Below are 12,985 nucleotides of genomic sequence, written 5' to 3'. Positions count from 1 at the left end.
AGCCTACTCTTTGATGCGCCAGTCTTGCCACTTTTTGTTAATCCAACCGAAATTTTTACTCCAAAACTTTTCATTCAGTTTCGCCAGTGATCGAGGATTAGACACCGATCCGGCACTTAGGAAATGAGAGGCGATTCTATCGTCAACCAAATTCCTTTCAGTTGGGAGCGCGTATAGCTGGCGTGTAGCGAATCCTTTTGCTGTGTCGATAACAGCTGGTGAATACGCATGCCGCAAAAACTCAAAAGCTATCTCTTTTTTTGTGCTGTTCGCGGGAACAATCCACCAATCCACGCTAATGAGAGCTGTGCCCGGATATATTCTTAATTTTTTGCATTCAGCTGGATTCATATTCTGACACAGGCTTCGGTATGCCGAGGCGGCACGTCCGGACCACGCAGCACATAATGTCGTCTCTCCATTTTCTAAGCCCTTTTGAATTTGATCTCCTGTTGTGTACCAAATTATGTGCTTCTTCAGGGAATCAAATTTGGCAATAGCTTCGTCAACTCGCTTTTCCAAATCTGGTCGACTCAGTTGCGGATCGTAAAGGTAACTTTCAATATTTCTTCCCTGCGCATTCAACGCGATTTCGATATTTCCAAGAGGAAAATCTCGCGCTCCTCTGGCTCCGGGATACTTTGCGACATCCCAAAACGAGCTCCAAGTGAGATCACCAGATGCTTCTTCAATGCCATTGTCCAGTCGGGCAGTTAATATATATCCATACTCCAGGATTGGAACAGCGTAGTTGTTCTTGAATTTTGGATTAATTGACTTGAATACGTCTTCTGGTATTGGAGAAAATATTTTTTCTTGGTTGTCTACATTTATATAATAATCCTCAACGTGGACCAAATCCCATGAATTTAAGTCTTTTTCGATCTTAGACGTCAAGGCCGCGTAGTCCCCGTCCCATGTACCCTCACTTATTTGAATTCCTGAACTCCGCGAGGCTGGCATTAACCAGTATTCCATTAAATCCTTTTGAAATTTACCACCCCAGGAGACAATTTTTAGTTCTTTATCTCTGTCGTTATCATGGCAGCCCCAGAAAAGCGCAGCAAGAAGTATACTAAACACGAGATTTCGCCGATTACCCATAATGTTTGTGTTTAAGATTTAAGAAAACGAGAGTTTATGGCAGATTCAATCAAATCGAAGATAGTCCAGATACCTTCTGCGTTGGTCATCTTTCAGCCCTTTAAACACCATCAGCAAAGTAGTGCTGAAATTATATTGCGGCAAGAGGTTTTATAACCAAGATGGATACAAGGTACGGCTGAGGAAGGAATGTGGTGCATGGTTTAGTAGGGTTTAGAATGAGCTTTAAATATCAGATTTTTTTAGTTTTCTCGCAACACCCATTTTCGCCCTCCATCAATGTTTTTAGCGAATTGTTTTCGATACTGCATATGTTTTGATAAGTTAAGTGACTTTCTATACCCTTTATTGATGTCGCTCCGAAAGGGTTTCTACCGGTATGGCAACCACGAAATTTTTGGAAAGTAGAACTTGGTCAAACGCCTGTAATATTTTAATGGCCTCCAGTCTACCGATAGATCTATCTTTTGAAAGTGTAGGCTCAATGTTCTCCCGAGCTATCACGGTGAGTTTATCAATTAGACGAAATTGCTGTCCGAAAAGCTTATCTCTGTATTCAGGTTCGAGGTCTGATGCCTCGAACTCCAAACGGAGCATGAGGTGCGCCAAGGTTGAGTCTGATACTATTCCAATTTCATCGGTGAGCCCATATGCTGCGGTCGTTGCGAGACACCCAAACAGAGCAGGCAGTATTTGTTGAAGCAAATTTCGCAATTCTTTCATGTTCTGTAGGTAAGGAGGTTTGGCAATGAAAATAACTAAATAAGGGAGAGATATTGTCAGCATCGATTAAAATTTTAAAAAAAAACTTATCTACTGGCATTTGAAATAGTCCGCTGCGACCCTTTCTATTTGAATGGCGTCGAATTCCCATTCTTTCGTGAGAACGCAACCAATTACAACTACGTGCAGCAAAAACATCCACTTGCCACGATGATAGTGTAAAATCGGATTGATACTCCGGTGATCCGTATACGCAGTATGGTTTATGTGCTCAAAACGTTTCACTTCCAAAGAATTCAAAAAGAGAGTTCACCTTGCTTTGGATTAATTTCAATTTTCCACATCAAAATTCTCTGGTGATTGTCGCATTGATTGTTCCAAAAGATATCGTGATAGTCTCTCTGGATGGGAGCCATTGATGGTAGACACGAAATGTGCAGCAATTATGCCAACTCGCGGAATTTTCATATCTTCGAAATAACAATTCGGTGCGCAAAATGCATCAAAACAAGCTAAAAGAATCGGTTACCGTTTCGGTTACCTGTTTTGAAGGGAATTGCAAACATTTGACATACAGGCTTTTTCAAGATCTAAAATGTTCCCAGCGGGATCACAGAAGGCGCACCAAGGTGCGCCTTTTTGTTTTAAAATGTATTCATTTTCAGCATTTTAGAAAAAAAGGCTATTCATTTCGAAACAAAGAAAATCAATGTATCTGGGACCCCATCTGGGACCCCACTCAATTGTTTAAATTGGGGCACCACGATTTTCTGAAACGACTTGTGAGAGAGGGTTTTAAGGAGCATCGATGTGTTTGTCGGCAATCCCGGCTAAAACGTATTGTTCACTTAAAAATGTTGAAAAATGAAAAGCAATCAGAAACTTTTTGTCCTGTTTTGGCTGAAAAAATCAAAAATCACAACTGATGGCACCGCGCCGGTTTATGTCCGTATAACGATCGATGGCCTAAGTGATGAAATTTCAACCGGGTTAAAAGCGCCGGTAGAACATTGGGACATTAAAACCAAAACGGTCTTGTATTCTGCCCCCAAGGCCAAAATTATCAATCAGAAGATCCATCAAGTCGAATTCGACTTAGACCGCCATTTCCTACTTCTTCAGACCCAGCATCAAATCGTGACACCACAGATGCTCAAGATTGCATTTACTGGAAAATCACCGTCGAGTAAAAAAGCCCTTTCGCAAGAGATACAACAAACTTTACAACATTCCTTGCTGGAAGCCTTCAATAGCTTTATCGAAAAATTTGAAGAACAGGTGAAACAAGATAAGCGCGACGGCGGCACACTTAGACAATGGAAAACTGCCAGGCGAAAGGTCGCAGCTTTTTTAAAAAATCGCTACAAGGTGAAAGATATCGACTTGAAAGATATTGAGCCCGGCTTTGCCGAAGATTTTTACGATTACTTGACCATACATTGCTCAGACACCATTGCAGAGGTTACCGCCAAAAAACATGTAAAACGGGTAAGACAGATTATAAAGCCTGCCGTAATCAGGAAGATAATTGCTTCCAATCCGTTAGATGGCTTTAACTGCTCCGCGGTTGAGAATGAGGTACAGCCACTCGAGATGCATCAGGTAGAGGCAATTTATCGCAAGCCCTTGACGGTTAAACGCATGATCGAGGTGCGGGATGCATTCATCTTTCAGTGCTTCACCGGTTTCGCCTATCAAGACATTTATGATCTTACAACCAAAAACATCATTAAAGTCGGTAACAAAGCAGAACCGTGGCTTATCAAGGAACGTGGAAAGACCAAAGTGTCACAACCAGTACCCATATTGCCGATCGTAGCAGAACTTATCGAAAAATATAAGAATCACCCCGTACGCAAGGTTACTGGCCGCCTAATCCCTGTAAACAGTAACTACCGCTACAACGTATATTTGAAGGAACTTGCCGACGTCTGCGGAGTGACCTTTGACGATGTTACCGTACGAAAACAAGAATTCAACACCCACCTTGCAAGACATACTTTCGCACACATTATGCTCAATAACGGCGTTCCCCTCGAAGATGTCAGCAGAATGATGGGACACCGGAGCATTCGAACCACGCAACGATACGCAAGGGTCAACCGGGCCCGTATCAGTGAAAGCGTTTTGAACGTTCGGACCAAACTATTTACGAAGGCCGGCAAACTTCGCGCAATCAAGTAGAGCTTAATGCGAAAGATTCTCCTATCTATTTGCAACACTGCTAAGTTAAGGAATCCCAGTATCGCAGGTCAGCCCTGCGATACTGTGTTAATCGTTGTCGAAGCATAACCGTTTGGTTGTCTCCGTTTTAACAGAAGGACCCCTCGGATTCGGCCAGGCCACTATTCGTTATTTTTCCGTATTCCTCAACTGGTAAGCCTTGTTGGCACTTTTGATTTTTCGATAGCTTCTTGGGATAATCTGCCGCCTCTAACAAGCTTTGCGTGCGCCACCGTATATCCCGCTGTGCAAGAAAGTCACAACGACCCTTTGCATTCGCCTATGTGCCCGCCCCCCATTGCTCTTCTTGGAACCAGTCGGACAAGTGTTCACTACTGGCCGGTAACTTGCCTGATTCGCACGTCGAGAATGCTTTACAAAAACTCAGAATTGGCCACTAGGTTTGCGCGCCGGGAAAGACCCACAAGCACTCAACATCATTAGTAGCCAGCTTCTGTTGACATTCCTATTTGGAAGTTAAAGACATACGAGCAGACGCACAACTTCACATGAGCGTTTTCTGTGCGAATCAATGTATACCAGCTAGAATGCTCATTCTACAATAAATCCAAAGCTTTCATCTAGCCCCTGGGGCAGGATAGGATAAATTTCATTGATCCGGTTGTTCCTCGATTTGATACGAATCATTGCGTTGTATTTCTCGGAATCGCCCAGCATGCAAGTGCCTTTGGGGACCACTTCTTCGGTCTGCAAAAATTCGATCGCCGGATAAATATCGTATGCCCCCTTTTTCTTAGCGACAAAACCAATGTCGAGGTTCCAGAATCCGCCTTGATTAACAGCGTCGAAGCTGTAAGTCGCGGTTTGTTTCCCGGTGCGGACGAAAGTATCAAAATAAGTTTGAAATACTCGTACAATGGTCGTATCCATCGCAAATGGTGAAGTGCTTGTGAAGGAAGAAGCTGCCGAAAGTCTGAAAAACAGGCCCAGCCGTCCATGAACGCTCATGGGTCGGCCGCTCAGCGAATCCATCATCGTTTCGGGGATATGCGCGCGGATGAAGACCGTATCGCCGATGCTCATTTGCTGTGAGGCGGTCCAGATTTCGGCTTCCTGATAGCCAAATTTATATTTCTGGGGAATGTAGGTTTTACATTTCGTCTCAAAAATGTCTAGGCCAAGGAAATTGCATCCCGAACATAACAGCAATAAGGCCCAGACTAAAAAGTAGACATGTTTCATAGCAGCTGTTTTATGGCCCCGTCGATGAGCCAGGTTTATTTTAAGTTGCAAAAAACGAACCAGCCTGTAAGGTCTAAAATCCGTCCGTGCTCATTTGGACTAGGCGATTTACGGACAAGCATAGCCAATGCGCATTAGATTTCCCTCCGATGCAACCCGCAGAAAATGTTCCGTATGAGTTAGGTGATTTCCATCCAAAGTAATTCCCTTATCACGCAATATTATCAGTGTCGCAGGCAATTTGTCCGGATTGCAAAGCGAGCAAGCAGAACGAAAGCCAAATTGCTATGTTGTTCAAGTTTAAGCCTCTTACTGATTGATATTATGGATACAAAGAAACGACAGATTATAAATTTAGGCCTTGTCCTACGACATAGATTCGTCTTGTCGTAGGACAAAATTCCAGGGTAGCCTAGCAGCTTGACGAACATATCTTTATCCTCTTCTGCTTCTTGCTTTCACAACGTTGGAAGTTTTCAGCGACGTCGGCGCGCCCGTTTGGTTAGAATGGCGTTAACCACTGCTTTCTTGTAATCGGTGCTATTGCTGGCGCCTCGCTTACAAGCATCAATAATTCGCTACAATGAGCTGGATACGCCTTTTACGCTTTATTTTCCTTTCGGTATTCTGGGGTTTCAGGCAGGTAAATGCCCAGACACCCAAGCTTCCCGCTGTCGCTGTGATTCTGGATACGGATATGGATTCGGACGTAGACGATGTTGGCGCGCTTGCAATGCTGCATGCTTATGAAAAGCAGCGTATGGCCCGGATATTAGGGATCATCGTCACAAGCGATGATCAGTACAGCGCGCCATGCACAGATGCGATCAACAGATGGTTTGGCCATAATGACATACCGATCGGGGTGAGCCAAAGAGATTCGTTACGCAGCTTTTCAAAATATACCAGGCAAATTTCCGAGCGCTTTGCCAGCGGGTTCAACACGAACGCGGACGGAGAAGACGGTACCGCTGTATATCGAAAGCTATTAGCCAGAGAACCCGATTCCAGCGTGGTCATCATTACAATCGGGCACCTGACAAGTCTCGCCCGGCTGTTAACTTCCGGTCCAGATTCGATAAGCCCGTTAAGTGGAAGCGCACTGGTGAAAACGAAAGTGAAACACTGGTCATGTATGGGCGGTCAGTTTCCCGAAGGAAAAGAAGCCAATTTCTACCGGCCAGATCCGGCTTCTACGATCTTTTGCCTTTCCAATTGGAAATTACCTGTAACTTTTGCTGGCTGGGAAATAGGTAGCCAAGTTGTTACGGGTGGTCAAACCTTTAAGTCAAACAGTAGTACAGACAGTCCCATTTATCAAGCGTATCAGCTCTACAACGATTTTAAGGGACGTGCCAGCTGGGACCAGTTGGCTATCTTGAAAGCGATCGAGGGTGTTCAGCCCTACTTCAAAGCAAACCATGATGGGACTTGCCAAGTCGCCGCTGACGGTAGTAACCGTTGGGTATCCCCTTCAAACGGATTGCACGCTTACCTTAGCCTTCACGCGCCCGCAGACAAAATCCGAGAAAGGATCGACTCGCTGATGTCGGGCAGTGCAAACGGCGCGAAATAGGTATCCTAACTCGCTGCTTATCAGCTCCATGCACTCACCGATTTTCAGGCACAAGGAAAGGTGTTCCTGCACGGATTTAGCGTGGAAAGCGCGCCAAATACTATGAAAAAGATTACTGGCCTCTTTGAACACATGGCTTAGAGCAGGCCATAACAATTCTCTTTATCAGTTTTTCAGCAGCGTGTTCGGCCCCGATCAGATTTAGCCGGATAGCGATTTGCCGGTATTGGATGGCATCTCCACATGCCGATTACTGAGAATTGAACCGTGAGGAAAATTTTGTTACCCTCCTCATTCTGATGCTCGTTATGTATTAAAACTAAGTTAGGAAACCTAGTCTCCCTTTTTATGTTTATGAGGTTTAAGCGAAGGCGTGTTGCCTGGTGATTCCTTGTTGTCACGCTGACGCTTGTCTGGTTTACCTGTCGAATCTGCGATTCTTTTCGGTCCTGGTTTGATACCCATGATAATCAAATTTAGTGATACCGCATATCCAAAAAATATTATACCACACCTATCAAGTGAATACAAATCAGCAGGAATTTGGTTTTGGTTAGAACATTTAACCATATGGCCTCGAAGTTTCATTAGAGAATATGACCAGTTCCAAGTTCTGTCTTATTCCTTCGCTCTCTTTTGTTCAAAAAACGCGCGGGCCATTTTGAGCCCGGTAGCTATGGCGATCCCTTCTTGTGTCCCGTCTTCAAGTAACGCGTTAGCAATCTCAACCGCTTTCTCGCGGATTTTCATTGGCTGGTTTTTGTATGATTGCGGGTGATCTCCGTTCTGCCATGGCATAAGTTTCAGATTTAAAGTGAACATCTATTCATCGGCTAGCTCGATCCAGACCGGCGCGTGGTCGCTGGCCTTCTCCCATCCCCTCACATGCCGGTCAACACCAGCGGCAACGAGCCGCGTCGCAATTTGTGGGCTCAAAAGCAAGTGGTCGAGCCGTAAACCCGCGTCGCGGCCGTAAGCATTACGTAAATAGTCCCAGAAAGTATAAATTCTTTCATCGGGGTGAAGATGACGGACCGCGTCTGTCCATCCCTGACGGGTCAGCTCCTTGTATGCTTTGCGCGCCTGGGGAAAAAACAAAGCATTGTTCTGCCAGCGCTCTGGATTGTAAACGTCCAGCTCAGTCGGGATCACATTGTAGTCTCCGGCCAGCACGACCGGCACCTGTTCTGAAAGCAGGTATTTCGCATGCTTTTTGAGCCGCTTGAACCACGCGAGTTTATAATCGAATTTTGGGCCTGGCGCAGGGTTGCCGTTGGGAAGATAAAGGCAGCATATGAGCATCCGGCCAGCGATCGCCTCGATATAACGGCTGTGGTCGTCACCGGCATCACCGGGCAGCGTGTTACGGACCTCTTGCAGCTGGATTCCCTTGGCCAAAATGGCTACCCCGTTCCACATCTTTTGACCATGCCAAATGGCGTCATAGCCCAGGGCTGACAGTACGGACATGGGAAACTTATTATCAGGCGCTTTCAGCTCTTGCAGGCAAACGATGTCCGGCTGCTGCTCGGCAAGCCAACGCTTGAGCACTGAAAGCCGACCATTGATGCCGTTAATGTTGAATGTGGCAATCTTCATTTTTGGGCGAGCGTTTCTGGCAACCACTTCTAAAAGCGTACCATTGAGCACTGGCACGGAATTATCATTACATGCGCGCAAATACTGTCCACCATATGAAAAAGCTTAACGGCCTATTTGAGCGCATGGCCAATCATGTCACCGCATGGACGGGGAGCTCACCCGCATTTCTGGCCGCGTTTGCTATCGTATTAATCTGGGCGGCGACTGGCCCGCTATTCGGATACTCTGAAACCTGGCAGCTGGTCATCAATACCGGAACAACGATCGTCACCTTCCTGATGGTATTCATTATCCAAAAGTCGCAAAACAAGGAATCCAAGGCGATCCAGCTGAAACTCAACGAGCTGATCGCTGCAAGCCGGTGGGCCAGTAACAGGATGGTAGACATAGAGGATTTGACCGAGGAAGAGCTCAATGTGCTTCATAAATTTTACCAAAAGCTATCAGACGAGTCTGAAAAGGATGAAGACATACATAAGTCACACTCGATCGATGCGGCCGATTTAATTCAGAAGGAAAAGCAACGCTTCCAATCAGGACAGAAAAAAGATGATAACGCATCCTAAGCCCATTCCCCATCGCCTCCAGTTCTGTTATCTCAATATGTTGCTGGCTGCGTCCTTTGACGCAGCCGCCGGGGCTTAATATTCACTTGGAAGTAAGACTACATCGCTGAATACGTAAATTTTGATTTCTGCTAGCGGGAAGTCGGTAAAAGGGATCTTTTTTGAGCAAAGCATACGGCCATTGCCATCCTCGCAATGAAGGGTGCCCGTGGATTGTTTCAGGTCAACGCTGAGTATCCAGACTTGAAATTCTTCTGTTTTCACCCGTGGATGAAACTGCTGGAATGCGATTTCGTCGATCAGCCAATATGCGCCGGCCGGTACGAAATTAATGTGATGCCTGAGGGGTAGCTTCTGCTTTCAACACAATCCAGCGGTAGCTGTTGACCGGTCTGAGCAAACAGCGGCCTGCCAGCTCCGAGCAGTATCGGCACAACCCGTATCTGGAATTCATCGATCAATCCGGCCTGCATGAGCTGCTGGGCAACTGATAAACTCCCCCAAAGCACCATGTCTTTTCCTTGCTCATTTTTTAGATGCCGGATCGTGCTGGTGAGCTCTGCATCGATCACCTGGCAGGCTTCCCATTTTCCCCAGGGAGCCTCGCGCAAAGTCTTGGAGAACACAAGTTTGGGCGTCTGGTTGAGCCGGTTTGCGATCAGTTCGGTTTCCGGGTCCACATCGGGCCAATATTCCACAAACATTTTGTAGGTGTTCGCGCCCAACAGGATGGTACCGATCCCGTCCATAAATTCAAGCAGTTCGGCATCCGAGCCCTCTGCGTATTTGGGGCTGCTAAAAAAGTCTGTGGTGCCATTTCGGTCGGCGGCAAAGCCGTCCAGACTGACCCATTCTTGCAAGATTACCTTTCTCATGTTCAGAGTATCGATTGTAATTGGATGGACTACTTAACGTTTACCAGGGTTTAAGATCACTGGCGGCTTTTCCACTCCCGTCCATATACATCGGAAAGGACTGGTGCTGGTGCGCAACTTTCCATTGTCCGTCGATCTTTTGGAAACCCAACGTCTCGCGGTACCACATATTTGTGTATGTGCCATCAGTCCGCATTCCCTTTAAATGGTCAAGACTGTGGCAGAAGGCGACCTGATCACTTGCGGTGACTTCCAGTTCCTGGTAGCTCAACTGTATCGGTCCTTCAAATGTATCAAACCACTCCTTGATGCCCGGCGCGCCGGGGGCGTTCTCACTCGTCTTGAAGCGCAACGGCGGGTTCAAAAGGTACATCACCGACTCGCGCGCGAAAACCTGGATCGATGCATCGACATCCTTGCTTATGATCGCGTCAATCATCCTGTCTTTGATAGCGATTATTTCCTGCTGCATTGTAATAGCATGTTTGATAGAATTTTTCAGCCTGGGTTCAGGCTTCTTTATTTTCGATTTTTGCGCCCGGCAGCTGCTCGTCGAGCGACTGCCGGTATTTGACGCAACCGCGCATAAACTGGGGCCAGGGCGGCACAGCGACATCGATCGGTACTTGTTCCGGCAACAGTTCCCAAAGTTTGGGATGGTGCCAGCACAGATCATGTCCGGAAGCGTCGCGGTGCTCCCTGATCGCGCCGCGCAACTTTTGGACTTCCGCGGCAAGCCATTCGGCACTCTTTTCTTTCAAATCATCATCGAGCTGCTGCATATCGATCTGTTTCTGTTGATCAGCGTCTTCTGGCAAATTCTGATTTGTGTCCTGCTGTGAGCCGATTTTCAACCGTCAAGCATCACTTGACAGTTGGCGGCTCAGCCAAAACGTACCGAATAAACCGGTTTTGAAATTCTGCGTCGCTTTCCTTCTTTGCGTTCAGTGGTAGTTTCCTGCTTAGAAACAAACGGGTTCGTGGTGATATAGATCTGTTCGGAATTGGAATCTGGCTTGGTATTCATGGTCTGGTTGTTTGAGATGAAGTATTGGTTTGTTTTTGGAAGACTGGTGTAAAATCATGCCAGTTGATTTGCCGGCGGCACTCGGTAGCCACTGTTGCTAAATTTCAATGCCCACTTTTCCTGTAAAGCTTCCTTGCTCTACCAGCTGGTGGGCCAGCGCAAGGTCTTCCATTTTGAACGTATGGGAAACACAAGGTTTTAACTTCCCGGATTCGATCAGCTGCGCCAGCTGGTGGAGCTGGGCGCTGTCGGGCTTAACCACCACCAGCTTCATCCTTTTTTGAAACGCCAGGTCAACAGCCGCCTCTATCGCCCCTCCCACGCTGTCCGCGCCTGCCTTTGTGCTCACAAAAAGACCTTCCTGCGTCAGGCTGTCTTTAAGGTCTGAAATGGTGAAGTGGCCGCTGGCATCAAAAATCAGGTCAAATTGACCGTCAGAACGGATTTTTTCGCTATCATAATCGATCACATGATCTACGCCGATTTGCCGGGCAAAATCCGCGTGCTCCTGGCTGCATGTGCCGGTAAGCGTACAGCCAAAATGTTTGGAGATCTGTACGGCTACCGAACCGACCCCACCGGTGCATCCAGTGATCAGTACGTTCTGGCCCGGTTGCAGTTTTCCTTCCACCATCAGCCCTTGCCAGGCGGTCAGCCCGACAAGCGGTAAGGATGCGGCCTCAACGAATGAAATATTGGAAGGTTTTGGTGCCAGGTTTTCCGCTTCGGCCACAAGCATTTCCGCATACGCCCCGCCTTTGACGGCGCTAAGCATTCCGAAGACTTCCATGCCGGCTTTGAATGAGGCGTTGTTGGATTTGACCATAATACCGGCAAAATCAGCGCCAAGTACGTGTTCTCCAAATAGCCCGGTAATAAGCCGGGTCTTTCCCTGCCGTACCAGCGTGTCGACCGGATTGACCGACGATGCCTTATTTTGGACCAAAACCTGGCCGTCTTCCAGTTCTGGCGCGTCAAGTTCTCTTATTTTGAAATTCTCAGGCCCACCATACCCGGTAATAATTGCAGCTTTCATATAATTTTAGATAAATGAAACCGGTCCTGATAGCAAAAGTGTGCCGCGATGGCCCCATATTTGAAAGGGAATGGGAATAAGCGTGCAATGGTATCCGTTTTTTCGGAAATCTTCTGTTGCCCTAAACCAAAGCAAGCAAGTATGGCACTCAATGGCCCGATTGTGATCATCGACGATGACGATGATGATCGCCACATGATCTATGAATTGCTCGACGACCTTAAAGTCACAAATCCGGTCCGCTATTTCGAACACGGCGGGGCGGCAATGGACTATCTGCAAACAACGAGCGAGAGCCCGCTGCTGATTCTTTGCGACGTTAATATGCCGGTCATGACTGGCCTTGAACTACGGGACCGGATCGATCAAGATCCTTATTTGAAACAAAAATCAATCCCTTTCATCTTTCTGACTACTTCGGACGATCTGGCTTTGATCAAGAAGGCCTACGCGGCCACAATCCAGGGATATTTCAAGAAGTGTTCTGACTTTGACTCCGCAAGAAGTGATCTGGCCTTGATGATTGCCTACTGGAAGCGGTGCCTTCACCCCAATCATCATAAGTAGCTTCTGGCACGTATTTTTTGTTTCCGACGCCCCAAATGCTATTTACTGGACATTGCATGCAATATGGGAAACAAACAACTTTTGGTCATGATTGACGATGACAGTGACGAACACGAAATCTTTAAAATGGCCGTCGATGACCTGCACCAATCTTTAAACACACTTTTTTTCTACGATTGCGAATCAGCTATTGAACACTTCTCCCAGAGCACGGCCGTTGCTCCCGGTTACGTTTTTATGGATTTTCGGTTACCTAGGATTGATGGGGACAGCTGTTTGCAAGAGCTTCAAAGGCTTAAACAGTTCGATGAACCGCTGTTGGTCATATTTTCTTCTTCGCTGCCAGGCGACTGGCGTGAAAAGCTCCTGAATGTCGGCGCAGACGAATTCTTAGAGAAAACATCTTCTATTGAACTGCTCAGCCAGCGTATAGCAAACCTTATTGAAACCAGCTAAATACTCGTTACCAAGGAGGTGTCCTTT

Annotated in this window: 15 protein-coding genes; 5 read left to right on the top strand and 10 right to left on the bottom strand. The window is 46.7% G+C overall.

The window, feature by feature from the left end; genetic code table 11:
• Positions 1-3: 3 nt before the first annotated feature.
• A complete protein-coding gene (locus tag BLQ88_RS20045; RefSeq protein WP_090153745.1) occupies positions 4-1,104 on the bottom strand; it encodes an extracellular solute-binding protein in 1,101 nt (366 codons plus the stop codon).
• A gap of 345 nt (positions 1,105-1,449) precedes the next feature.
• Entirely contained in the window at positions 1,450-1,890 is a 441-nt protein-coding gene (locus BLQ88_RS20040) for a hypothetical protein (RefSeq protein ID WP_090153743.1), read from the bottom strand.
• A gap of 801 nt (positions 1,891-2,691) precedes the next feature.
• Between BLQ88_RS20040 and BLQ88_RS20035 the strand changes: the two genes are divergently transcribed.
• On the top strand, positions 2,692-4,011 hold the full coding sequence (locus BLQ88_RS20035; RefSeq protein WP_090153741.1) for a site-specific integrase: 1,320 nt from the start codon (positions 2,692-2,694) through the stop codon (positions 4,009-4,011).
• Between the two features lie 591 nt (positions 4,012-4,602).
• On the opposite strand, the gene BLQ88_RS20030 is transcribed toward BLQ88_RS20035, so the two are convergent.
• Positions 4,603-5,253: a hypothetical protein gene (locus BLQ88_RS20030; RefSeq protein ID WP_143016887.1), complete on the bottom strand. Its 651-nt coding sequence runs from the start codon at positions 5,251-5,253 to the stop codon at positions 4,603-4,605.
• A 583-nt stretch (positions 5,254-5,836) separates the two neighbouring features.
• On the opposite strand from BLQ88_RS20030, the gene BLQ88_RS20025 reads away from it, so the two are divergent.
• Complete coding sequence (locus BLQ88_RS20025; protein ID WP_090153738.1) at positions 5,837-6,829, top strand: nucleoside hydrolase; 993 nt, start codon at positions 5,837-5,839, stop codon at positions 6,827-6,829.
• 618 nt (positions 6,830-7,447) lie between these two features.
• Here BLQ88_RS20025 and BLQ88_RS37390 read toward each other — a convergent pair.
• Together BLQ88_RS37390 and xth are read right to left on the bottom strand one after the other, a co-directional pair.
• Complete coding sequence (locus tag BLQ88_RS37390; protein ID WP_262485708.1) at positions 7,448-7,579, bottom strand: hypothetical protein; 132 nt, start codon at positions 7,577-7,579, stop codon at positions 7,448-7,450.
• A 72-nt stretch (positions 7,580-7,651) separates the two neighbouring features.
• Positions 7,652-8,428 (bottom strand): exodeoxyribonuclease III, encoded by a 777-nt coding sequence (gene xth / locus BLQ88_RS20015; protein WP_090153735.1) that lies wholly within the window; start codon positions 8,426-8,428, stop codon positions 7,652-7,654.
• 95 nt (positions 8,429-8,523) lie between these two features.
• Between xth and BLQ88_RS20010 the strand changes: the two genes are divergently transcribed.
• On the top strand, positions 8,524-8,997 hold the full coding sequence (locus BLQ88_RS20010) for a low affinity iron permease family protein (RefSeq protein WP_090153733.1): 474 nt from the start codon (positions 8,524-8,526) through the stop codon (positions 8,995-8,997).
• 75 nt (positions 8,998-9,072) lie between these two features.
• On the opposite strand, the gene BLQ88_RS37560 is transcribed toward BLQ88_RS20010, so the two are convergent.
• The 5 genes from BLQ88_RS37560 to BLQ88_RS19990 all read right to left on the bottom strand — a co-directional run bounded on the left by BLQ88_RS37560 (position 9,073) and on the right by BLQ88_RS19990 (position 11,935).
• Positions 9,073-9,261: a DUF6876 family protein gene (locus tag BLQ88_RS37560; protein WP_374754764.1), complete on the bottom strand. Its 189-nt coding sequence runs from the start codon at positions 9,259-9,261 to the stop codon at positions 9,073-9,075.
• Between the two features lie 35 nt (positions 9,262-9,296).
• A complete protein-coding gene (locus BLQ88_RS20005; protein WP_090153731.1) occupies positions 9,297-9,872 on the bottom strand; it encodes a dihydrofolate reductase family protein in 576 nt (191 codons plus the stop codon).
• A 40-nt stretch (positions 9,873-9,912) separates the two neighbouring features.
• Positions 9,913-10,344: a YybH family protein gene (locus BLQ88_RS20000; protein WP_176885037.1), complete on the bottom strand. Its 432-nt coding sequence runs from the start codon at positions 10,342-10,344 to the stop codon at positions 9,913-9,915.
• 37 nt (positions 10,345-10,381) lie between these two features.
• Complete coding sequence (locus BLQ88_RS19995) at positions 10,382-10,690, bottom strand: hypothetical protein (protein ID WP_218132931.1); 309 nt, start codon at positions 10,688-10,690, stop codon at positions 10,382-10,384.
• 306 nt (positions 10,691-10,996) lie between these two features.
• Positions 10,997-11,935: an NAD(P)-dependent alcohol dehydrogenase gene (locus BLQ88_RS19990; RefSeq protein WP_090153727.1), complete on the bottom strand. Its 939-nt coding sequence runs from the start codon at positions 11,933-11,935 to the stop codon at positions 10,997-10,999.
• A 141-nt stretch (positions 11,936-12,076) separates the two neighbouring features.
• Here BLQ88_RS19990 and BLQ88_RS19985 point away from each other — a divergent pair, with 141 nt between their 5' ends.
• Together BLQ88_RS19985 and BLQ88_RS19980 are read left to right on the top strand one after the other, a co-directional pair.
• On the top strand, positions 12,077-12,502 hold the full coding sequence (locus tag BLQ88_RS19985; RefSeq protein WP_090153853.1) for a response regulator: 426 nt from the start codon (positions 12,077-12,079) through the stop codon (positions 12,500-12,502).
• 63 nt (positions 12,503-12,565) lie between these two features.
• The gene (locus BLQ88_RS19980) at positions 12,566-12,958 is read left to right on the top strand and encodes a response regulator (protein WP_090153725.1); all 393 of its coding nucleotides are present in this window, start codon (positions 12,566-12,568) and stop codon (positions 12,956-12,958) included.
• Positions 12,959-12,985 lie beyond the last annotated feature (27 nt).

It is taken from the genome of Dyadobacter soli, from assembly GCF_900101885.1.
Lineage (GTDB): Bacteria > Bacteroidota > Bacteroidia > Cytophagales > Spirosomataceae > Dyadobacter > Dyadobacter soli.
This window is presented reverse-complemented; position numbering and strand designations above follow the sequence as displayed.

Bases quoted from the DNA above. Each gene is read 5' to 3' on its own strand.
- BLQ88_RS20025 (WP_090153738.1), top strand. From the start codon at position 5,837: ATGAGCTGGATACGCCTTTTACGCTTTATTTTCCTTTCGGTATTCTGG.
- BLQ88_RS20035 (WP_090153741.1), top strand. From the start codon at position 2,692: ATGAAAAGCAATCAGAAACTTTTTGTCCTGTTTTGGCTGAAAAAATCA.
- BLQ88_RS20010 (WP_090153733.1), top strand. From the start codon at position 8,524: ATGAAAAAGCTTAACGGCCTATTTGAGCGCATGGCCAATCATGTCACC.
- BLQ88_RS19980 (WP_090153725.1), top strand. From the start codon at position 12,566: ATGGGAAACAAACAACTTTTGGTCATGATTGACGATGACAGTGACGAA.
- BLQ88_RS37390 (WP_262485708.1), bottom strand. From the start codon at position 7,579: ATGAAAATCCGCGAGAAAGCGGTTGAGATTGCTAACGCGTTACTTGAA.
- BLQ88_RS19990 (WP_090153727.1), bottom strand. From the start codon at position 11,935: ATGAAAGCTGCAATTATTACCGGGTATGGTGGGCCTGAGAATTTCAAA.
- BLQ88_RS20040 (WP_090153743.1), bottom strand. From the start codon at position 1,890: ATGCTGACAATATCTCTCCCTTATTTAGTTATTTTCATTGCCAAACCT.
- BLQ88_RS20000 (WP_176885037.1), bottom strand. From the start codon at position 10,344: ATGCAGCAGGAAATAATCGCTATCAAAGACAGGATGATTGACGCGATC.
- xth (WP_090153735.1), bottom strand. From the start codon at position 8,428: ATGAAGATTGCCACATTCAACATTAACGGCATCAATGGTCGGCTTTCA.
- BLQ88_RS20005 (WP_090153731.1), bottom strand. From the start codon at position 9,872: ATGAGAAAGGTAATCTTGCAAGAATGGGTCAGTCTGGACGGCTTTGCC.
- BLQ88_RS20045 (WP_090153745.1), bottom strand. From the start codon at position 1,104: ATGGGTAATCGGCGAAATCTCGTGTTTAGTATACTTCTTGCTGCGCTT.
- BLQ88_RS20030 (WP_143016887.1), bottom strand. From the start codon at position 5,253: ATGAAACATGTCTACTTTTTAGTCTGGGCCTTATTGCTGTTATGTTCG.
- BLQ88_RS19985 (WP_090153853.1), top strand. From the start codon at position 12,077: ATGGCACTCAATGGCCCGATTGTGATCATCGACGATGACGATGATGAT.